18 protein-coding genes are annotated in these 20965 nt (G+C 71.7%); 9 read left to right on the top strand and 9 right to left on the bottom strand.

From position 1 onward, the window contains the following. Window positions 1-299 precede the first annotated feature (299 nt). Both N865_RS02145 and N865_RS02150 read left to right on the top strand, forming a co-directional pair. Window positions 300-1478 (top strand): GNAT family N-acetyltransferase, encoded by a 1179-nt coding sequence (locus tag N865_RS02145; RefSeq protein ID WP_034800991.1) that lies wholly within the window; start codon window positions 300-302, stop codon window positions 1476-1478. A 126-nt stretch (window positions 1479-1604) separates the two neighbouring features. Then, the gene (locus N865_RS02150) at window positions 1605-1955 is read left to right on the top strand and encodes an antitoxin (RefSeq protein WP_034800993.1); all 351 of its coding nucleotides are present in this window, start codon (window positions 1605-1607) and stop codon (window positions 1953-1955) included. A gap of 84 nt (window positions 1956-2039) precedes the next feature. Here the strand turns inward: N865_RS02150 and N865_RS02155 are convergent, their stop codons facing one another. Beyond that, the gene (locus N865_RS02155) at window positions 2040-2903 is read right to left on the bottom strand and encodes a slipin family protein (RefSeq protein ID WP_034800995.1); all 864 of its coding nucleotides are present in this window, start codon (window positions 2901-2903) and stop codon (window positions 2040-2042) included. A gap of 164 nt (window positions 2904-3067) precedes the next feature. After that, window positions 3068-4147, bottom strand: coding sequence for a DUF2510 domain-containing protein (locus tag N865_RS21505; RefSeq protein ID WP_051509896.1), 1080 nt, complete (start codon window positions 4145-4147; stop codon window positions 3068-3070). 320 nt (window positions 4148-4467) lie between these two features. On the opposite strand from N865_RS21505, the gene N865_RS22125 reads away from it, so the two are divergent. Continuing rightward, window positions 4468-4857: an NINE protein gene (locus N865_RS22125; RefSeq protein WP_169735683.1), complete on the top strand. Its 390-nt coding sequence runs from the start codon at window positions 4468-4470 to the stop codon at window positions 4855-4857. Between the two features lie 15 nt (window positions 4858-4872). Here N865_RS22125 and N865_RS02170 read toward each other — a convergent pair whose 3' ends face one another. Both N865_RS02170 and N865_RS21510 read right to left on the bottom strand, forming a co-directional pair. Continuing rightward, window positions 4873-6783 carry a cytochrome c oxidase assembly protein gene (locus tag N865_RS02170; RefSeq protein WP_051509898.1) on the bottom strand — a complete coding sequence of 637 codons (1911 nt, stop codon included), beginning with the start codon at window positions 6781-6783 and terminating at the stop codon, window positions 4873-4875. After that, window positions 6780-7889, bottom strand: coding sequence for a transposase (locus N865_RS21510; protein WP_084327866.1), 1110 nt, complete (start codon window positions 7887-7889; stop codon window positions 6780-6782). Before N865_RS21510 ends, N865_RS02170 begins: the two co-directional genes overlap by 4 nt. 221 nt (window positions 7890-8110) lie before the next feature. On the opposite strand from N865_RS21510, the gene N865_RS02185 reads away from it, so the two are divergent. Together N865_RS02185 and N865_RS02190 are read left to right on the top strand one after the other, a co-directional pair. Next, a complete protein-coding gene (locus N865_RS02185; protein ID WP_034800997.1) occupies window positions 8111-8887 on the top strand; it encodes a hypothetical protein in 777 nt (258 codons plus the stop codon). 120 nt (window positions 8888-9007) lie between these two features. Continuing rightward, a complete protein-coding gene (locus N865_RS02190) occupies window positions 9008-9646 on the top strand; it encodes a hemerythrin domain-containing protein (protein ID WP_034801000.1) in 639 nt (212 codons plus the stop codon). 48 nt (window positions 9647-9694) lie between these two features. On the opposite strand, the gene N865_RS02195 is transcribed toward N865_RS02190, so the two are convergent. Beyond that, on the bottom strand, window positions 9695-10969 hold the full coding sequence (locus tag N865_RS02195) for an amidohydrolase (RefSeq protein WP_051509904.1): 1275 nt from the start codon (window positions 10967-10969) through the stop codon (window positions 9695-9697). Window positions 10970-11226: 257 nt separating this feature from the next. Between N865_RS02195 and N865_RS02200 the strand changes: the two genes are divergently transcribed. Then, window positions 11227-12597 carry a ferredoxin reductase family protein gene (locus N865_RS02200; protein ID WP_051509907.1) on the top strand — a complete coding sequence of 457 codons (1371 nt, stop codon included), beginning with the start codon at window positions 11227-11229 and terminating at the stop codon, window positions 12595-12597. 310 nt (window positions 12598-12907) lie between these two features. Beyond that, on the top strand, window positions 12908-14290 hold the full coding sequence (locus tag N865_RS02205) for an MDR family MFS transporter (RefSeq protein ID WP_084327871.1): 1383 nt from the start codon (window positions 12908-12910) through the stop codon (window positions 14288-14290). 222 nt (window positions 14291-14512) lie between these two features. Here the strand turns inward: N865_RS02205 and N865_RS02210 are convergent, their stop codons facing one another. Beyond that, on the bottom strand, window positions 14513-14854 hold the full coding sequence (locus tag N865_RS02210) for a nuclear transport factor 2 family protein (protein WP_034801007.1): 342 nt from the start codon (window positions 14852-14854) through the stop codon (window positions 14513-14515). Window positions 14855-15019: 165 nt separating this feature from the next. On the opposite strand from N865_RS02210, the gene N865_RS02215 reads away from it, so the two are divergent. Further along, window positions 15020-16060, top strand: a complete 1041-nt coding sequence (locus N865_RS02215) for an NAD(P)-dependent alcohol dehydrogenase (RefSeq protein WP_034801162.1) — start codon at window positions 15020-15022, stop codon at window positions 16058-16060. Between the two features lie 99 nt (window positions 16061-16159). Here the strand turns inward: N865_RS02215 and N865_RS02220 are convergent, their stop codons facing one another. Together N865_RS02220 and N865_RS02225 are read right to left on the bottom strand one after the other, a co-directional pair. After that, window positions 16160-17194 (bottom strand): NAD(P)-dependent alcohol dehydrogenase, encoded by a 1035-nt coding sequence (locus tag N865_RS02220; protein ID WP_034801010.1) that lies wholly within the window; start codon window positions 17192-17194, stop codon window positions 16160-16162. 148 nt (window positions 17195-17342) lie between these two features. Further along, the gene (locus N865_RS02225; protein ID WP_211244833.1) at window positions 17343-18224 is read right to left on the bottom strand and encodes a hypothetical protein; all 882 of its coding nucleotides are present in this window, start codon (window positions 18222-18224) and stop codon (window positions 17343-17345) included. A 145-nt stretch (window positions 18225-18369) separates the two neighbouring features. Between N865_RS02225 and N865_RS02230 the strand changes: the two genes are divergently transcribed. Then, on the top strand, window positions 18370-19164 hold the full coding sequence (locus N865_RS02230) for a DUF5995 family protein (protein WP_051509910.1): 795 nt from the start codon (window positions 18370-18372) through the stop codon (window positions 19162-19164). Window positions 19165-19447: 283 nt separating this feature from the next. On the opposite strand, the gene N865_RS02235 is transcribed toward N865_RS02230, so the two are convergent. After that, window positions 19448-20947, bottom strand: coding sequence for a hypothetical protein (locus N865_RS02235; RefSeq protein ID WP_157557515.1), 1500 nt, complete (start codon window positions 20945-20947; stop codon window positions 19448-19450). Between the last annotated feature and the right edge of the window lie 18 nt (window positions 20948-20965).

Consider the following 20965-nt stretch of genomic DNA (forward strand, 5'->3'; position numbering starts at 1 on the left):
CACCCCCGGTCCGGCGCGTCCGGTGTTGCGCCGGGAACAAACGTTCGCAACGTTGCCGGACCGGCCTCGCGGGGATGTCTACGGTGTGCACGGGCCGCATGGGGGGCACGGTCCACGGGGACGGGAGCCGGGTGGAGGGACGGCTCCCGTCCCACGCCCCCGCACCAGTCCCACATACCCCGTCCGAGTCGTCTCGCGCGGTATGCCGCTGGGCGGGGCCGGCGCCAGAGGGCGCGGTCCGTCCCCCCAACGGGAAACACCGTGGCCGAGTGTCGGGCGCCGGTGGCAGGCTGACGCGCATGGACGCGCCCGCCCTCACCGACCTCGTGCCCACCCTCACCGACGGCGTCATCACGTTGCGGGCCCACTCGCCCGCCGACGTCGACACGCTCGTCGAGCAGTGCACCGACCCCGACACCCTCCGCTGGACGACCGTCCCCCGCGGCTACACCAGGGACGACGCTGCGGGCTTCGTCCGGCACGCGGCTGCTCAGTGGGCCGACCCGTCCGGCAGCCGGATGTGGGCGATCGAGTGGGTCGACGACTCCTCCGGCGAGCCCACGCCACGTTACGGCGGCACGGTCGACCTCCGTCCCGGGGAGTCGCCGCTGACCGCGTCGATCGGGTTCGCCCTGCACCCCGCGGCACGCGGCACAGGCGCCATGTCGCGCGCGGTGCGCCTCGCGGCGGCCCAGGCGTTCGAGGCCGGGCTCTGGGGCCGGCCGCTCGAGCGGATCCACTGGCGCGCGATCGTCGGCAACTGGGGATCGCGCCGGGTCGCGTGGGCGACGGGCTTCACCTTCCACGCCACGCTGCCCGGCACGCACGTCGACCCGACCGACCCAAAGGGCCCGGCCCTCGACTGCTGGTACGCGAGCCTCGCCAAGGGCGACCCGATGACGCCCCAGACCCCGTGGTTCACGGCCCCGGTGATCGAGGAGGACGGGCTGCGCCTGCGCGTGTGGCGCCCCGACGACATCGAGGCGCTCGAGGAGCGCAACGACCCCGAGCACTGGATGCCGGCGCACGCGGTCCTCCGACCGGAGATGTTCCAGCGCTGGCGCCACCGGCGGCTCGAGCTCATGGCCGAGGGCATGGCCGTCGACTGGTGCGTCGCCGACGCCGACACCGACCGGGCCCTCGGCAGCGTCGCCGTCTTCTCCCGGATGGGACCGATGACCGGCGACGCCGCCGAGCTCGGCTACCAGCTCTTCCCGAGCGCCCGGGGCCGGGGCGTCGCCAAGACGGCTGCGCGGCTCGCGATCCGGCACGCGCTCACCCCGAAGGAGGCCGGCGGCCTGGGGCTGCGCCGCCTCGTCGCCGAGACGGCCGCCGACAACGCGGCGAGCAACCGTGTCCTCGAGTCCAACGGCTTCGTCGCCTTCGGCCGCGAGCACCACGTCGACCTGCTGGCCGACGGCACCTACCAGGACGGCCTCCACTGGGAGCTCCTGCCCCACGGGGCCGACCGTGTGTGAGCACGGGTGCGGGACGCGGCGTGACGCAGACGAGACCCGGATCTGCTTGCGGCGGCGCTCCACCGGGTACGACGCTGGCAGGGAGCGGTGCGGAACCAGCCGGGCCGGATGGCGGAGGAGACACGGATGTCGTTCAGTGAGCAGATGAGGCAGAAGGCCGAGGAGGTCCGTCTGCAGGCCAAGGCCAAGGATTTCGGCGACGCAGTCGCCCAGATGGTCAAGGCGACGGTCGAGATCGCGGCGGGCTACGCCTCGCAGAACCGCGCGAAGGTCGACGGCATGCTCGACAAGGCCGAGGTGACGATCGTCGACCGGACCGGGTCCAAGCACGCCGACACCGTCGCCAAGGTGCGCGGGAAGGTCGACCAGGGGTTCGACAAGCTCGTCGAGCACGGGGGCGCCAAGCCTGGAGTGCCCGACGACACGACCTCGGCCTTCACCGACGACGACGAGCCGTCGGCGGGCTCCCCGTCCTGACCGACGCGTGACCGGGTCGTATGCCGCAGAGCTCGCTCAGCGGCATACGGCCCGGTTCGTCGACCCCGTTCGGTGTGCCCGGCCTCAGGCGGACTCGCCCAGTGCGGGAGGAGCGTCCCCCGGCGGGGCCGAGCGGACCGGCGAGACCTGGTGGCCGTCCTGGCGGGCCTCCAGCGCTGCCGACTCCCGGGAGAGGAACGTGCCCATCTCCGCGATGGTCGACATGAGCGGCGCGGGGAAGACGACGACCGTGTTCTTGTCGACACCGATCTCGACGAGGCTCTGGAGGTTGCGCAGCTGGAGCGCGAGCGGGTGCGCCATCATCGTGTCGGACGCGTCGCCCAGGGCGGCGGCCGCGAGCGACTCGCCCTCGGCGTTGATGATCTTGGCCCGCTTCTCCCGCTCGGCCTCGGCCTGCTTGGCCATGGCCCGCTTCATCCCCTCGGGGAGCTGGATGTCCTTGAGCTCGACGAGGGTCACCTCGACGCCCCACTCGACCGTCGTGATGTCGAGGATCCGGCGGATGTCGACGTTGATCCGGTCGGTCTCGGCGAGGGTCTCGTCGAGACTGTGCTGGCCGACGACCTTGCGCAGCGTCGTCTGGGCGATCTGGTTGATCGCCGCGTTGACGTTCTCGATCGCGACGACCGACTTCACGGCGTCGACGACGCGGAAGTAGGCGACCGCCGACACGTCGACGCTCACGTTGTCGCGCGTGATGATCCCCTGCGACTGGATCGGCATGGTGACGACCCGCAGCGAGACGCGGTGGAGCACGTCGACGACGGGGATGATGACCCGCAGCCCGGGCTGGCGAACGCCGACGACCTTGCCGAGCCGGAAGAGCACCCCCAGCTCGTACTGCTTGACGATCTTGAGCGACATGGCCGCGATGACGACCAGCAGGATCGCGATGACGACGAGGGTGACGATGACGGTCGTGCTCATGACGAGCCTCTTCGTGCTCTGTGGTGCGCCACGGGCGAGGCCGGCTCGATCGCCGTCGTGCGAGGTGCCCGCGGTCCCTTCAGGCTACGCCGTCCGGCTGTGCCGACAGCGATAAGGAGACGGAGCGAACGTGCGGCTCCCACCGCCCCCACCGCGCCGAGGCGTCACACCTTGCGCAGCGTCCACTCGCCGCCGGTCCTGATCGTGATGATCGAGGGTCCGGCGCTCATCGGGACGGTTCCGGAGTAGCCGCCGTCGTGGTTGAGGAGCACGTCGGGGTAGCCCTGGCCGATCTGGACGACGGAGACGCCCGAGTCGCCCCGGTAGCGGATGCGCAGGCTGCTCGCGGCGCCGTCGTAGCGGAAGACGCGGTCGCCGGTGCCCGACGCGGAGCCGTCGAACCTCGGCGCGCTGCCCATCGGCGACACCGTCACGGTCCAGTCGCCGGCGGCCGTGATCTGCAGCTTGGTCGGCGCGGCCCCGAAGTCGGTGAAGCCGTAGGCCGTCGTCCCGGTGTAGCCCCCCGCGACGTCGACGAGCAGGTCGGACGTGCGCTGGTTGTTCGCGTCGAGGACCTGGACCGAGAAGCGGCCCTCACCCTGGTGGGAGGCCCGGACGAGTGCGGCCATGACCCCCGAGGGAAGGTCGACGACCCCGTCGCCGTGGCCCTTCACGGTGAACCGCTCGAACGTCCCGAAGGCCGCGTCGTACGTGCCGCGCAGGGGCGGCGCACCCTGGTCGATCGTCGCGGTCGCCTCGGTCGTCGGCGTCGCGGTCGGCGTCGGGCTCGACTCGGTCACGGTCGGCACCTCGGAGGGCGTCGGGTCGCTCGTCGTGGTCGCGGCCGGCCTGGTCGTCGCGGGAGCCGCGATCGGCGAGGCGGGCGGGGTGTCATCGCCCCCGCCCGTGAGCAGCAGCGCGACGACGACGACCGCTCCGAGGGCGCCGGGCACGATGAACCGCTTGCGCTGGAACCACGGCCGGTCGTCTCGCGGCGTCGACGTGAAGGTCAGCGCATCGTCGTCAGCCGATCCGGCGGCATACGCCCCGGCCTGGGCGGCGAGCTGGGAGGCGGTCGGGCCGAGGGAGAGCATCATCGTGTGGTTGACCTGCGGCACGGGAAGCGTCGTGCTCCGCCCGTTCGCCCCGGAGGCCGGCGCCGGGCCGTCGGTCCAGGCGAGGCCGTCCCAGTAGCGCATGGTCCCGTCGGCGTCGGGGTACCAGCCGGCTGGCGAAGGGGACATGGCTCATCTCCGTGTGGGTGAAACGGGCAGTCAAGCGGGCTCAGGGGTGACGCGCCCGGGGAGTCCTGGTCCCGGACGGTGAGCACGAGCCTTCGCCGTCCCGCGCACCGACCCCGGCCGAGAGCGTCGCGACAAGGTAGCCGATGGCGGGTGGCCGGCGGGAGGGGCGTTCGCTATCGGTTCGGTCACGGTGGGGGCGCCGTGGGGACGGGGGAGCTGATCCCGGCCGCTTGGTCCCGCTTGGCCCCCTGTCTCGCGCGCGTCGGGCATCCTTGACGGACGGCCACCGTGACCGTCGCTCGCCGATCGATGGAGAAGCCATGACGACACCGCCCGCACCCCGCGAGATCCCACCCGGCTGGTATCCCGATCCGGAGGGCAAGCCGCGGACCCGCTACTGGGACGGCGACGCGTGGACCGACCAGCTCGGTCCTGCCGTGCCGGCCATGGCCTCCGCCCAGGGGCTCCCCCGCCTCGACGTCGACCCGATGGGCCAGCCGGTGAGCCCGTACTCCCGACTCGCGGCTGCTCTGCTCTGCGGCTTCTTGGGCGTGCTCGGGGTGCACCGTTTCTACGTCGGCAAGATCGGGACCGGCATCGTCTTCATCCTCACCGGCGGCGGCCTCGGGATCTGGTGGATCGTCGACCTGATCCTGCTCCTCACCGGCAAGTTCCGTGACAAGGACGAGCGGCTCCTCCTCAACTGGTGACCGGCACCGCCACGCTCAGTGCCGGGGAGTCCGTCGGGCGGTCACGGCATGCAGCCACGTTGCGACCCGGACGACGAGGGCGAGGAGCAGCACCGCGGCGCCCGCGACGACCGCGAGCCGCCCCGCCGCCTGCTGGTCGGCAAGCGGGTCGGTCAGCCACGGGAGCCCGAGCGCCGTGAGGACGTCCTCCGCGAGCAGCTCGTGCGCCCGCAGGAGCACGAGCCCGAGGACGATGCAGAACGCCCCGAGCAGGGCGACCGCCCCGAGCCGCCGGGCCGCACTGCTGGCCGGCCACCCCGGCTCAGCCCCGACGAGGCGGAAGGCGAGGAGCGAGCCGCTGCCGAACGCTGCGACCATCGCGAGCTGGTGTCCGGGATGCGTGGTCATGACGACATCGAGCACGGGCCTCACGAGACCGAGGAGGAGCGCCGTCGACACCAGCGCCGCGGCGACCAGCGGGGTCACCCGGGCCAGCACGGCCGAGCCGACGACACCGTCGACGACCTCGCGTGGGCCGAGCGTGCCGTCGCGACGCCGGGTGAGCACGCCCCGGGCGAGCGGGACCGGGCCGCCGAGGGCGAGGAGGACCGGCACGACGAGCGCGAGGGTCAGCAGCTGGGCGAGGTGCCACGACAGGGTCACCCGCCCGTAGACCCCGGGCGCGCCGCTCGTCGCCCACACGAACGCCGCCCAACCGGCGGCCCAGGCCACGGTTCGCCCAACGGGCCACGACGAGCCCCGCCCTCGGACGCGACGGAGCCCGGCGGCGTACAGGCCGACGGCGAGAAGCGCGAGGGTGAAGGTGAGCCAGTCGACCCGCCACGTCGTGATCCAGGACGCCCACGTCGGCGCCGGCGGGGCGGGGAAACCGGTCAGGGCGAGCGTCGGAGACGGGTTCTCGACAGTCGTCGGCTCCGGTGGGGCGCTTCGGGCCAGGCCCGAGGCGACCCCGAACGCGACCGCCATGAGGAGGACCTCGGCGATCGCGAGCCGGACGAACGCCCGCGGGGCGTCGGCGAGCTCCGCGAGTGTCCTGCGCCGGTGCCACCAGCCGGCGGCGCCGAGGAGGGCGAGGATGCAGGCCTTCACGACGACGAGCAGACCGTATGCCGTGCCGAGGTCGCTCCACGAGCCCAGCCTCGTCGTCGCGACGACCACCCCGGAGGAACCGAGGGCGACGAACGACCACAGCGCCACCGCGGAGAAGCGACGGGCGACGACAGGCAGGTCGCCCCCGAGAGCCCGGCTGAGGACGAGCAGGGCGGCCAGCCCGCCGACCCACGCCCCCGAGGCGAGCAGGTGCAGACCCAGGGAGTCGACGGAGGTCTCGTGGTCGGCGGACGTGCCGGAGTGGCTCGCCTGGGCGATGAGCGTCATCCCGAGAACGGCCACGAGCGCCAGGCCGAGCAGGCGCGACCGGCTCGGCAGCTCGCTGGCACTGTGCCGGGCGGGCGCGTGCGACCGTGTCCCGGCGGCCACGACGAGCGCGCAGGCCGCCGAGAGGAGGCCGACGCGGCTCGGGTCGACGGTCCAGAAATCCGTCGTGAGGGACCGGTAGAGGTCGGGGTCAGTCAGCGGAAGCCCGACAGCGTCGGCGAAGGCGACGAAGGCGCCGACGAGGGCCAGCGCCGCCCACCACGCCGCAGCCCGTCTGCCGAGTCGCACAGCCGCGCCCAACCCCCGGGTCGGGGTGGGATCGGGGGCGGGGATCATCGTGGCCGCGAGGAGGAGTGCGCCCACCGTGAGGGCTGCCGTGAGGTCGCCCGCGACGCGGACGATCGGGACCGTCCAACGGACGAGCGGCCCCGCGTCTCCGACGAAGACGAGCGGGTCGAGGGCACCGGTCGAGCGCACGGCGAGCGCCGCCGCGACGGTGCCGAGCACCACCGCGGCGACAACCGTGAGAGCCTGGCCACGCCGGGTCATCGTCGACCGCTGGAGGTGATGAAGCCGATGGTCATCGCTCCCCACCAGCCGATCTGGGAGATCGTCGTCGACACGACGAGGATGCGCCAGTCCGTGCGCGGCAGCTGACCCGGCGTCGTGTCGGGGGGCAACCGAGCGAGGCGCCGGCGGAACACCGACATCGCGGCCCCGTTCCAGGCCACGGCGAGCACGAGCAGCAGCTTGACGACGGTGCGTGGCGCCGTCAGGTCGGGATGGAGGAAGGCGCCCGTCGCGATGAGGCCGGCGAGGCCCGCCCAGATCATCGGGCCCGAGGCGGCCGCGATGCGCGTCGACTCCATGAGGTGCCGGCGGCCGGCGAGCCAGAGCAGCCCGTGCCAGTCGATGACGAGGACCGTGCCGAACGCGACGATCAGCGAGACGACGTGGAGGGCGAGCACCACGGGACGGCCCGGGTAGTCGGCCGGGACGACGGTCGAGATCGCGACGGCCGCGACCAGGGCGAGCAGGATGATCGGGAAGCGGTAGGCGGGGACGATCCGGGCCAGGGCCGGGAAGATGTCGTCACTCGGGAGCAGCACGGTCTCGTGGGCCTCCTGGCCCGGAAGGACGTGCCACTCCGGTTCGGGCGCCAGGGCGAGCAACGCGGCTCGGTCGGCATTCTGCGTATGCCTGGACGGCCGGTACGCCTGCTCCGCGGAGAGGGCGGCTGCGCGGTCTGCGACGGGGTTCGGGTGCGGTGCCGGTGGTGGGTCACGCCGTGGGAGCGCTCGCGGCTGCGCGGCCGCCGGCTGCGCGAACGTCGGCCGGTCGCTCGCCGGCTGCTCGTGAGGCGGGTCGGGCGGCTGCTCGGGCGGCTGCTCAGGAGGCGGGTCGGGCGGCTGGTCGGGCGGTGGCTCCGGCCCTCTCACCGCATGCTCCCGCCGTGAGTCCTGCTGCGCCTGCTGCTCGGCCTCCCGCGCCGCCTGCTCGTGGGCCCGGACCCAGCGGCGCAACGTGCTCACGCTGACGCCGAGCTCCGCGGCGGTGGCAGACACCGTCACCCCCGCGGCGGACGCGCGCTCGACCGCGGCGGCACGAAAGGCGTCGTCGTAACGACGGTTCGGTCGAGGCGGTTGCTGAGTCACGCGGCACGCTCACCTTCGCCAGGTCGATCGGTTGAGCAGTTCAAACCCCGAGCTCGGCAGGCTATCGTCATTTCAGGTGGCAAGGGTTGCGTGCGTGGCGCACGCCGTCAGGGTTGTCACCTCGGTGCCGAAGCTCTCGTCCGCAGAACCTCGCCCACCTGTCGCGAGGACGGCCTTCGAGGACCAACGGGCCGAACCATGATGACAGGGAGGGACGCCGGATGGGCGAACAACCCAAGACCAGGAGCGAGATCCGCGGGGAGCAGCGCCGCCGCTCGACCTCCCCCCTCCTCATCGGCGCGGTCGCCGTCCTGCTCATCGGTTCGGGCATCTGGCTGGGCAAGAGCCTCTTCTTCGACGGACAGCCCACGGCGTCGCCGGTCAACACCTCCGCCCCCACGGCCTCCCTTGCGACCTCCACCACGTCGACGTCGGCGACACCGACCGAGACGGCCGACCCCACTGCCGCCGCGCTCGCCGCGAGCATCGCGTCGTGCCGCGACGCGTGGCAGCTGCGGTCGGCGGCCATGTCCACCGCGGCGACGGCGCTCGGCAAGTGGGCCACCCACCTCGCGATCATGAACGACCTCCAGGCCAACAAGATCACGCTCGCCACGGCGAAGGCCCGCTGGCCGGCGACGACCGCCAACGCACCGGCCGACATCAAGGCCTTCCGCGAGGCCGACGCCGCGCTCGCCGCGTCGAAGACGGCGTGCGCGGCCCCCGACGCAGCGGTCACGGGGCCGCAGGCGGACGCGCTGCGCACGTGCGCGGCGTCCGCGGCGGCAGCGGACGGCATACTCGCGCAGGCACGGACCGCGATCAGGCCGTGGGAGCTGCACCTCAGCGAGCAATCCCACTTCAAGGCGGGCGAGGTGACCCCGGCTGTCGCCGAGGCGAAGTGGCGGATCAAGTGGCAGGAGGGCCTGAAGACCCTTCCCGGCTACACGAATGCCGTGAAGAGCGCCGGCGCGCTCACGTGCCAGCTGCCCGCCTGACGCGTCGGGAGGCGACGCCGCGCGCCGGACCCCGTCGGCGCGGCTGGGTCGTTGCGGGCCCTCCGGCCACGTTGCTCGGGCAGAGTGGTGAGGACCAGTCCTGCAGCGAGAAGGGGTCCCGTGGACATCACCGAGATCATCGCCCACCAGCACGCGGAGCAGCGGCGGATGTTCGCCATGCTCGAGGAGTGGCCGCGCGACGACACCGAGGGGCTCGGGGCCGTCTGGACACGCCTTGAGATCCTCCTCGAGACCCATGCCGAGGCCGAGGAGCTCCACTTCTACCCGGAGCTGCTCAGGCTCGGAACGGGCGGCGGTGACGCGGAGTCGGTCGAGGAGGAGGTCGAGGACGCCGTCAAGGACCACAACGAGCTCCGCCAGGCGATCCGCAAGGTGGGCCGTTGTCGGACCGGGTCCGCCGCGTGGTGGACCGCGGTCACGGACGCGAACGTCTACAACAGCAACCACATGGCCGAGGAGGAACGACAGGACCTCGCCGACTTCCGACAGCGAGCCAGCCTCGAGCTGCGGCACGAGATCGCGATACAGTTCATCCGGTACGAGTCGCTCAAGGCTGCGCGCGGCATCACGCCGAAGGACAAGGACCCGAAGGGGTACGTCGCTGCGCGGAAGAGGTCCTCGACGACGGCCACCGCCAAGCGGGCGGCTCGCAAGGCCGCCGCGGCGACGAAGGCCTCCCAGCCGGTCAGGAAGGCTGCCTCCAAGAAGTCCTCGAAGGAGGCCGCCGAGGCAGGCTGAGCACCGACCGGCCCCGAGTCGGGGCCGTCCGCGCCCCGCGGAAGCCGGTCAGCCGGCAGGAAGCCAGGTGCGCAGCGCCAGGACGAGGGCCTCGACCCCGACGGGCAGGGTGAGCTCGGGCACGGGCGCGAAGAACGGCGAGTGGTTCGCGGGCAGGCCGCGGAGGACCTCGAGCGCCTCGTCGATCGTCGTCGCGTCCTTGAACGGCGACGGGTCCGCCCCGCCGAGGAACCAGAACACGCACGGCGCCCCAGCCGCCTCGGCGAGGATGCCGACGTCCTCGCTGCCGGTCATGCTGCCGGGGTCGAGCACGCGGGCGGGACCGAGCCAGCCCTTGAACGCCTCCCGGGTCCGTATCACTGCGGCCTCGTCGTTGCGCAGCGCGGGGAAGTGGTCGGTGTGTTCGACCTCGGCAGGAACGGGCGCGTTGGAGGCAGACGCCTCGGCCTTGGCGATCCGCTCGATCGCGGCGAGGGTCCGCTCGCGCACGTTCGGGTCGTAGGTGCGCACGCTCAGCCGGAGCTGGGCCTGGTCGGGGATGACGTTGTTGTTGGTGCCGCCGCTGATCATCCCGACCGTCACGACGGCCGTCTCGTTGCCTCCGGTCTCGCGGGAGACGATCGTCTGGAGGCGCATCACGGTCGCCGCCGCCATGACGATCGGGTCGACCGTGCTCTCCGGCCGGGAGCCGTGGCCGCCCTTGCCGTGCATCGTGATCGTCAGCGAGTCGCTCGCTGCGAGCGCAAGCCCGCTGCTCAGAGCGAGCGTCCCCGCGGGCATCGGGACGACGTGCTGGCCGAGGACGACATCCGGCTTCCCGAGCCGCTCGAAGACCCCGTCGTCGACCATGGCCTTCGCGCCCGCGCCGAGCTCCTCCGCCGGCTGGAAGGCGACCATGAGCCGGCCTGCCCAGAGGTGGCGCTCGGCCGCGAACCGGGCTGCGGCCCCGAGCAGGCACGCGACGTGGACGTCGTGTCCGCACGCATGCATCACCGGGACGTCGTTGCCCAGGCGGTCGGTCGCCCGTGCGGTGCTGGCGTAGTCGAGGCCGGTCTTCTCCTCGAGCGGGAGCGCGTCCATGTCGGCCCGGAGCAGGGCCGTCGGGCCGGCGCCGTTCTCGAGGACGCCGACGACCCCGGTCCGGCCCCAGCCGGTCGTCACGTCGTAGCCCCAGGAGCGGAGCCGGTCCTCGACGATGCCGGCCGTCCGGCTCTCCTGGAAGGAGAGCTCGGGGTGCTCGTGGAGGTCCTTGTAGAGGGCGATCAGCTCCTCGTCGGAGAGCGGCGAGCCGCCAGTCGTCGGTGCCGTCGAGTCGCCGGACATCGGGGTCCTTTCGGTTGTGTTCCGGGAACGGGCCCTCCCCCGTCGCCAGCCTGCCACACCGGGCCCGCCGCGGCGGCGGGTCCGGTGAGGGACGGCGCAGCCCGGCGGCGTACGGCCGTGTCGAGCGAGGACGCACGCGACGCGGCCCGCGTTCGCACTCGACTCGCGCGGGGTACATCCACCACGACGCGGCCACCCTGCGGCGTCGGTACGAGTCGCCGCGTACCCGCCCCTGAGGAAGCGGAGGAGGCACCCTCGTGACCGTGGACACCCGGCTCACCCACCGCCGGCCCTACCGCGGGTCGCACCTCGCCACGCGGCTCGTCGGGCCGCTCACGATCGCTGCGCTCGTCGTCGTCTTCGCGGTGCTGTGGGTCCTCGCCCGGCCCACCGACCCGGCGGCGGTCTCCTTCCCCGGCCAGCTCGCGGGCGCCGAGGGTGTGCTGCTCCTGTCGATCGGGCTCGTGCTCATCAGCACGTTGCAGGCGGTCGAGGGGTACTTCGACGGTGTCGACAAGGCGGCCGTGTGGCATCGGCGCGTCGCGATCACCGGGACGATCCTCATCGGCATCCACATCGCGACGACGGGCAACCCCAACGCCACGAACCTCGGCCCCACGCTCGGCACCATCGGCATCGTGGGCCTCGCGACACTGACCGTCTGGGCCATCGCGCCGCGCTGGCGCTCGATCACGCCCCGGCCCCTACGCGAGCCCGTCCTGCGCCTCATGGAGACCCGTGTGGCGGACGTCGTGAACCGCTGGGTCGGCAGCTACGGGCTCTGGCGCGGTTTCCACCGCCTCACCGGGCTCTTCCTGGCGTTCGGCTTCGTCCACGGCGTGATGGACTCGACCCTCTTCGGCTCGCAGCTGCTGCGGTGGTCGTACCTCGTCGTCGGCGGCATCGGGCTGGCCTTCTACCTCTACCGGGAGCTGCTCGCGCGGCACTTCGCGCGGACCCACGACTACCAGGTCGAGTCCGTCCGGCCCATCCACGACTCAGCGGTGGAGATCTGGCTGCGGCCCCTCGGCCGGCGGTTCGGGTTCCGGGCCGGCCAGTTCGCCCTCGTCAACCTCGAGGCGAAGGACGGCTGGCACCGCCACCCCTTCACCATCGCGAGCGCCCCGGCGGAGTCCAAGGTCCGGATCACCGTGGGTGCCGTCGGTGACTTCACCTCGAGCATCGGCGACCTCGTCGAGCCGGGAATGCCGGCCGTCATCAGCAGCCCCAAGGGCCACTTCGACTACTGCCGGGGCACCGAGCGCCAGGTGTGGGTCGCCGGTGGCATCGGTATCGCCCCCTTCCTCAGCTGGCTCCGCTCCGTCCGCCCCGGCGCGCTCCCGCACCGGGTGGACCTCTTCTACAGCGCTCGCGGTCCGGCTCCCCTCGCCGAGGAGGTGGCCGAGCTCGTCGGGCTGCACGAGGAGCTGCACCTGCACCTCACCGACACCCTCGGCGACCCGCGGCTGACGGGCGAGGCGATCATGGCGACGGTCGGGGGTGCGCCGCGTGAGCTCTCGGCCTTCCTCTGCGGACCCGAGGCCATGGTGAACGCCCTGCAGAAGGACCTGGTCCGCGGCGGCGTCAAGCCGGCCAACGTGCACCGGGAGTACTACAACCTGCGCTGAGTCTGGGACCACCCGCTGGATCTGGGACGACCCGCTGGATCTCTGCCAACCGCTGGATCTCTGCCAACCTCCGCCTGATCCCTGCCGATCTGCCGTCGGGCGGGCTGGCTGCGGAATGAACGAGCCGTTCCAGCGTTGACGTTAGGTGTTGCCGAAGTCCCCTGCCGCTTCGCCGCCGGCCTTCGCTCGCACGTCTTGGTTGCCCTGCCTGCCACAGCCGATCTCGACTTCCAGGAGGATCGTGTCCACCTCTACCACCTCGTCAGCAGTGGGACTCCGATCGGAGCGGGGCCCCATCCTCCTCGCCCTCATGCTCTCGACCGCGCTCATCGCGATCGACGCGACGATCCTCGCGACCGCGGTCCCGTCGATCGTCAACGATCTCGGCGGCCTGGCACAGTTCCCGTGGCTCTTCTCGGTGTATCTGCTGGCCCAAGCGGTGTCCGTCCCCGTCTACGCCAAGCTCGCCGACACGCTCGGGCGCAAGCCGCTCATCCTCGTCGGCATCGCCATCTTCCTCGCCGGCTCGATCCTCTGCGGTTTCGCGTGGAGCATGACCTCGCTCATCGTCATGCGGGCCATCCAGGGCCTCGGCGCCGGGGCCGTGCTGCCCATGACGATCACGATCGCCGGTGACATCTACACGGTCGCCGAGCGGGCGAGGACGCAGGGATACATCGCCAGCGTCTGGGCGGTCTCCTCCGTCGTCGGCCCGACGCTCGGTGGGGTCTTCTCCCAGTTCGTGTCGTGGCGCTGGATCTTCTTCGTCAACATCCCGATCTGTCTCGTCGCGATGTGGATGCTGTCGCGCACCTATCACGAGAAGGTCGAGCGGCACGGACACCGCATCGACTACGCCGGCGCCGGGGTCCTCATGGCCTCTCTCACCCTGCTCATCCTCGCGCTGCTCGAGGGCGGCCAGGCGTGGGCGTGGGCGTCGTGGCAGAGCATCGGGGCGTTCGTCATCGGTGGCCTGCTCCTCGTGGTGTTCGTCCTGGTCGAGCGGCGCGCGGCCGAGCCGGTGCTGCCGCTCGAGCTGTTCTCCCGCCGCCTCATCGTCTCGACGTCTCTGCTTTCCCTCGGCGTCGGGGCGATCCTCGTCGGACTCACGTCGTACGTGCCGACCTTCCTCGAGCGCACCACGGGTGCGGCTCCGGTCGTCGCGGGCCTCGCGGTCGCCGCGTTGACGCTGGGCTGGCCGGTCTCGGCGTCCCAGTCGGGCCGGTTCTACCTGCGGATCGGCTTCCGCGTCACGGCCCTCATCGGCCTCACCCTCACGACGCTCGGGTGCCTGGCGCTCTGGCTCACGTCGACCTCGCCGAACGTCTGGTCGACTGCGGCGTCGTGCTTCCTCGTCGGGTTGGGCCTCGGTCTCGTCGCCACCCCGACCCTCATCGCGGCCCAGTCGTCCGTCCCGTGGAACGAGCGTGCGGTCGTCACGGGGTCCAACATGTTCATGCGCTCGGTCGGCAGCGCTGTCGGGGTGGCGATCTTCGGTGCCATCTTCAACGGCGTCATCATGCGACAGGGCGGGGAGGCTTCGGCCCCGGCGATCCAGAGCGGCTCGACGGCGGTCTTCCTCGGGGTGCTCCTCGTTGCGGGGGCGAGCATCGTCGTCGGCCTGACCATGCCGCAGGCGCGGGTGGAGGACGTCGAGCACCGCCCGGCGCAGCTCGAGCCCGACGCCGCGTAGGGCCAGTCCGCCCTTCGCCGTTCAATGACCCCGCCGCGCCGCCTGACCTGCCCCGCCCCGGCGGAGTTGTTGCGGCCAACCGGCGCGGCCGGACCGCCGCATCTCCGCCCGGGTGGAGTTGTTGTGGGCGCCCGGGGCTCGCCGGCCGCCGCCGCGCTGGAACCCGACGTATGCCGCTGAGCCGGGCTCCGCGGCATACGACCTCCCCGACGTGCCTCGGACTCAGGCGGGCTGGACGGTGTAGACGACTGTCTGCACCCGGATCAGGCCGTCCGCGAAGATGAACGTGTCGATGCCGTCCTCGACCTTGCGGCCACCCCCGGTGGCCTTCCACTCGAGGTAGAGCACGTCCTCGGCGAACGTCTGGTCCAGCTCCCACTGGGCCTGCGGGACGTCGCTGAGCAGCTGGGTGAACACCTCGCGCGCGCCGTCCTTGCCGCGGTAGACCTTCTTTTGGACGACGAGGATGGCGTCGTCGGCGTAGTCGGCGATGATCTCCTCGAGGTCCTCGGCGCCGAGTGACTGGCCGTGGTGGGCGAATACTTCTTCAGGAGTCCGTGCCATGGGGATCGCCTTCCTTCGGTTTGGGGGTCCAACGGCAACGCTGGCCCTTCGAGTGTCGTCGGCAGCCGCGGCCCTGTACATGGGCCGAAGGTCCCAAGCCGAGCTCGTCGCTGAGTACAGTCGAAGGCGGGGATTCCACGCGGCATCGGGGTGTTCGGAGGCGTCATGAAGGCTGTTCGGCTGCATCGGTACGAGACCCGGCCCGTGGTGGAGGAGGTCCCCGAGCCCGTGATCACCCATCCGCTCGACGTCATCGTCCGGATCGGCGGCGCGGGCCTGTGCCGCACCGACCTGCACATCGTCGAGGGCCAGTGGGCGCCGACGAGCAACGTCGCCCTGCCGTACACACTGGGCCACGAGAACGCCGGCTGGATCCATGCGGTCGGCTCCGCGGTCGACCACCTCACTCCCGGAGATGCGGTGATCCTCCACCCGTTGATGACGTGCGGCTACTGCCGGGCCTGCCGGGCGGGCGACGACGTGCACTGCGAGGCGTCGGCCTTTCCCGGGATCGACACCGATGGCGGGATGGCAGAGCTGCTCAAGACTGCAGCGCGCTCGGCCGTCAAGCTGCCGGCGGGGATCGAGCCGGCGTCGGTCGCCGCGCTCGCCGATGCCGGCCTCACGGCGTACCACGCGGTGAAGAAGGCCGTGCCGCAACTGTTCCCGGGCAGCACCTGCGTGGTCATGGGCGCCGGCGGGCTCGGCCACCTGGGCATCCAGTGCCTGCGTGCGCTGAGCCCGACGCGGATCATCGTGCTCGACCGCAACCCCGACGCCCTCGCCCTGACGCCCGGCTGGGGGGCGGACGAGACGGTGCTCGTGGACGGCTCGCACGTCGACCGGGTCCTCGAGCTGACCGACGGCAAGGGCGCCGAGGTGGTCCTCGACTTCGTCGGCGAGCAGGGTGCGGAGCGCGACAGCTGGTCGATGACGCGGCGGGCCGGCAGCGACTTCGTGATCGGCTACGGCGGGACGGTCTCGATCCCGGCCATCGACGTCATCTCGACGGAGCGCAACGTCATCGGCAACCTCGTCGGCAGCTACAACGACCTCGTCGAGCTCATGGCCCTCACTGCGGCCGGGAGGGTCGAGATGCTGACGCAGACCTACCCGCTCGACGCCGTCAACGACGCCATGGACGACCTCGACGCAGGCCGCCTGCGCGGCCGCGGCATCCTCGTCCCCGAGGGCGCCGCTGGGTGACCTGACCCGGCCAACGCCCGAGCACGTATGCCGCGGGGCTGGGCTCCGCGGCATACGGCGTCTCGTGCGGCCCGGGGTGACCTGCCCGGGCTCGGGGGCTCAGGGGACGATGACGGCGCGCCCGCGTAGGGTGCCGGCGTGCATCCGCTCGTAGGCCTTCGGCGCGTCGTCGAGGGAGAACCGCTCGGTCTCCACGTGGATGAGGCCGGCGCGGGCGAGGTCGAGCACCTCGAAGAGCTCGCTGCGGGACCCCCAGTAGGGTGCCCGCGCCTTGGTCTCCCAGGGCAGCGTGAAGATCCCGACGGGGACGGCGCCGGCGCCGACGCCCACGATGACGATCTCGGAGTCGGGGTGGGTGAGCTTCGCGGCGAGCGCCGTCGTCGGCTCGATGCCGACGAAGTCGAAGACCGCGGTGGCTCCGCGGCCGCCGTTGAGGGCGCGGACCTTCTCGACCGCCGACTCGTCGGACCGGAACGCGTGGTGGGCACCGACGTCCTTGGCGAGCTGGAGCTTCTCGTCGGAGACGTCGAGGGCGACGACGGTGGCCGGCGACATGGCACGCAGGATCTGGATGCCGATGTGGCCGAGGCCTCCGGAGCCGATGACGACCGCGACCGCCCCGGGCACGAGGGCCGGGAGGCTCGGCTTGATGGCGTGGTACGGCGTGAGGCCGGCGTCGGTCAGCGAGACGTTCTCGACCGGGTCGAGGTCGCCGAGCGGCACGAGGTGGCGCTGGTTGTCGACGAGCATGTACTCGGCCATCGCGCCCGGGGCGCCGAGGCCGGGTGGGACGATGCCGCGCTCGGCGGCCACGTGGCAGTAGTTCTCCTGGCCCTTCGCGCAGGCGGGGCAGACGCCGCACCCCCACGGCCCGTAGACGGCGACCGAGTCGCCGACCTGGACGGCCGTGACCCCGGCGCCGACCTCGTCGACGATGCCGGCGCCCTCGTGGCCGAGGGTGAGCGGCAGTCCGTAGACGTAGGCCTCCTCGGGGAGTCCCATGACGAACTCGTCGGAGTGGCAGGCTCCGGCGGCGGTGACCTTGAGCAGGATCTCGCCCGGTCCCGGCGTGGGCTTCTCGACCTCCATGACCCTGGGTGGCTGGCCGATCTCGACGTACTGCAGAGCCTTCATCGCTGGCCCTTTCCCGAACGTGAATGACAAGCTTCCGACGAGATCGACGTTAGCCCCGGGGTCACAACGCGACGCGAATCCGTGACCAGACCGACATCCCTGATGTGTGCCGTCCCAGCGCGACGCGAGGCGGCGTATGCCGCTGGGCTCAGCGGGCCGGCATACGGCCGTTGCGCTCGTGCGCGATCCATAGCGCGACGGATCCGGCCAGCACCAGAGCGAATCCGCCGAGGACGAGCCACGTGAGCGGACGGTCGGTGGCGAGCTCGGAGCGGGCCCGCGCAGCCGCGACGAGGATGAGAGAGATCATGATCACCTCGACCTGGAGCATGAGGCGGACCGTCGTCCAGCGGGGGTCGAGGAATACCCAGATCCCCGCGCTGCCGAGGCAGAAGATCGCACCCATGACCCGGCACGTCAACGGGGTGAGCAACCACGGCCAGACGGGGATCATCACGGCCGGGGCCACGAACATCACGACCCCCTGCGCGAGCGCGCCGACCCCGACGACCCCCACCGTCCAGCGCGCGACCGGGCCGAGCCGGTCCTCCTCCGGTCGCGGCGGTGCCTCGTACCGGCGGTTGCGGACCCAGGCGGCCACGACGAGGAAGGGTGCCGTGAAGTAGAGGAAGGCCCAGAGCCAGAAGGCCGGGTGACCGTGGTTGAACCGGTCCCAGTGCAGGACCGTCGCGATGCCGAGCAGCGTCGCGAACATCGCGACGGCGAGGAAGCCGGACTTCAGTGCGCTCCACCGGCGCTCGCTGAGCGCCCGGATGAAGAAGTAGGCGCCGCCGGCGTAGGCCGCACCGAGCACCATCGGCGTCATCGTCGGGCGGATGGTCCACGCCCACAGCTGCCGCGTCTCACCGGGGAAGAGGTAGAGGATGACGAACGCGACGATGAGGAACGGCGCGATGAAGAGCGACAGCCCGCGCGTGAAGCGCAGGACGCGGTCGTCCGCGACAAGGGCCCTCGCCGCTGCCGGGTCCGCGAGGTCGGGGCGGTGGTCCCCGCCCGGGTCACGGCTCATGTCAGAACCTCCGTGCGACGCGCGACCCGCGGGAGACCTGTGTCGGCCGACACCGGTCCCCCTTTCCCCACGGGCGTGGTTGTCGCCACATCGAGGCGCCAACAGGTCGAGAATAGGCGGGCAGGGGCGCTCCCGAGGAGGATTCATGCAGGAGCCACCGCACGACCCGAGCCCGCCGGCGCGGCCCGACCCGATCGACGCCGTCCTCGCCGACATGCAGGATCGCCTCGACGCGATGCCGCCCGAGCTCTCGAGCCAGCGCGCCTTCCTCGGGACCTACCGACGCACGACGCTCGCGGTCGAGAAGGCGATCCGCGACGGGGTCTTCGAGGACCCCGCCTGGGTGGCCGTCTGGGATGCCGCCTTCGCTCGCCTCTACCTCGACGCCCTCGACGCACGCCTCTCCGGCGGACTGGCCCCGCGGCCCTGGCGGCTCGCGTTCGACGCGCCCTCCGGGCTGCCGCCGCTCCGCCACGTCCTGCTCGGCATCAACGCGCACATCAACTACGACCTGCCGCAGGCGCTCCTCGCTGTCATCTCCGACGAGGACTTCCTGGATCCCACCCTGCTCGACCGACGTCATCGCGACCACGAGCGGATCGACGGCGTCCTGGCCGCCCGGGTCGCCGCCGAGGACGACGAGCTGTCCGCCGTGTCGGCTCGCTCGCTGCTCGACCGGGTCCTGCAGCCCCTGAACCACCGCGCGTCACAGCGATTCCTGCGCGAGGCGCGCATCAAGGTCTGGCACAACACGAGGGAGCTGCAGCAGGCCCGCCTCGCCGGCCCGGGGGCGTATGCCGCTCGGCTGGCCGAGCTCGAGGTGCTCAGTGCCGCTCGCCTCGCGGACCTGACCGCGCCGGGGCAGGTCCTGTTGCGTCTCGCGGTTGCGGGCTTCGGCGTCCTGCTTCCACCTCCCGCCGAGCCGACCCCGCCGGACTGACACGCCGCCCGCGCTGGGAGGGAGGCCAGCGACATACGTCGACCTACGTCCGGAAGCCTCAGGCCGGAAGCCTCAGGCCGGAAGCCTCAGGCCGGAGGCCGGCCGGCCCTAGGGCAGCCCTAGGTCGCTTCCCACCCCACCCGCTCGGCGTCTCCGCGGCATGGCGGTTCAGGCTGCCTCGTCGCTGCGGTCTTATCGGTCACGGGCGGGATCGTCACATGTCATGCCGCCCTCGGTAACGAGAGGCGGATCGGAGGCGCTGGCCTGCGCTGGGCCGCGGGCGTCAGCGTATGGACGAGATACCGCGAAGCAGGTCACTGCGCCTGTCGGCCCGGATCCTGTCCACGGACGTCGTGGGCCAGGTCACGCCGTTGATCTGGACGTCGAGTCCATATCTATTGTCCGACAGTTCCGGGGTGCGGCAGTCACCCTTGAGTCCCGGGTGGTGTTTTCCCAACAGGGTCAGGCGCCACTGTGGCTCTCCTTGGTCCATCAACAGCAGGATCCAGTCGGATTTGAGTCGGGCCGTGAGATAGGCCCAGTCCTCGGTGCGGGGGGGCCGGTGCTGGACCGCCACGTACGCAAGTCTGCCCACGAACACGACCACGATGACCCCGACCGTCACCACAATCCCGTCAGGGAGGGTAACGGTGAAGGGGGCTTCAAAATACACCTCACCGAAGATGATGACTGCGAGGACGACCACCGCAGTGAGGAGTGCGTCCCAAAGGCCGTGGCCCAGCCGCTGCCACCACGCAGGCGGATCACCGGTTCCCGCAGCCCAGTCGTCTCGGTCTGCCAACCGGGCAAGTTCTTCGAGCCAGTTCGTCGAGCCGGGGGCGGCGGGGGCAGGCATGAGCTCTGCCAGTGCGGAGTCGGCCGACCGCTTTGGGGGCGCGTCCTGGATCGGGTCGAGCAGGGTCAGCGGGCGGGGAACGCGGTTCGCGCGACGCATCGCGAGGACCGTTCCGAGCGCAAGGGACACCCCGGCCGGCACCAGGGTGAGAAAAGCGAGGACAGCGAAGGTGGCCTCCTGGTCCCAGGCCAGACCGTTGAACGGGCCAGCCAACGCACGCACGAGTAGGGACCCGCCGTAGGAGTCGGCGGACTCGAAGCAGTCCACCCCAGCCGTGTAGCGCTGCCCACCTACCACCCACTCCACCCAGCAGGTCTCGTCGGAGATTCCCAGCACGTTGGCCGAGACGTCGCGCCCGGTCCAGTAGATGAGGTTGACGAGCCCGAACGCCGCCAGTCCGATGAACCCGAAGAACGAGGCCAGGCGCGGGAATGACGTCCGGACCAGCTGCCACTTCGAGATCGGGGGTTGCCTCGGTCCAGTGAAGAGACGATTGAGCCTCGGCCATCCGGACGCCTCGGTCGGGCCGATCAGCAGGGTACGGCCCGATGAGTCGCCGAACGGCAGCAACTGCTCGTACAGCGTCTCCGCGAGCCCATCGCGATGGTGCCTGAAATGTCTGGTCCCTGGGCCGGTCAGGTCCCGCAGTGCCAGCACCAGATGGCCCTCGGTATGGCTCAGCACGTGCAGGGAGTCCTCCGCCGGAAGGGCCTTGGCCACTTCCCAACGGTTGTCAGCGGCTACCACCACATCGACCTTCGTGCGACCGCCGCCGGCTCGGGCCGTCCCATCCCTGCCGCGCCACCAGCGAGCGCTGCCCCAGACCACGATCCCGACCGCGAGGGGAACCACGACGAACACGACCACAGGCCCCATCGCCACGCCCCCAAGGGTATCGCTGTCAAGATCACCGTCGAGATTGCCCAAGCGCGGCGCGACGCTACA

Source organism: Intrasporangium oryzae NRRL B-24470 (assembly GCF_000576595.1).
Taxonomy (GTDB): Bacteria; Actinomycetota; Actinomycetes; order Actinomycetales; family Dermatophilaceae; genus Intrasporangium_C; species Intrasporangium_C oryzae.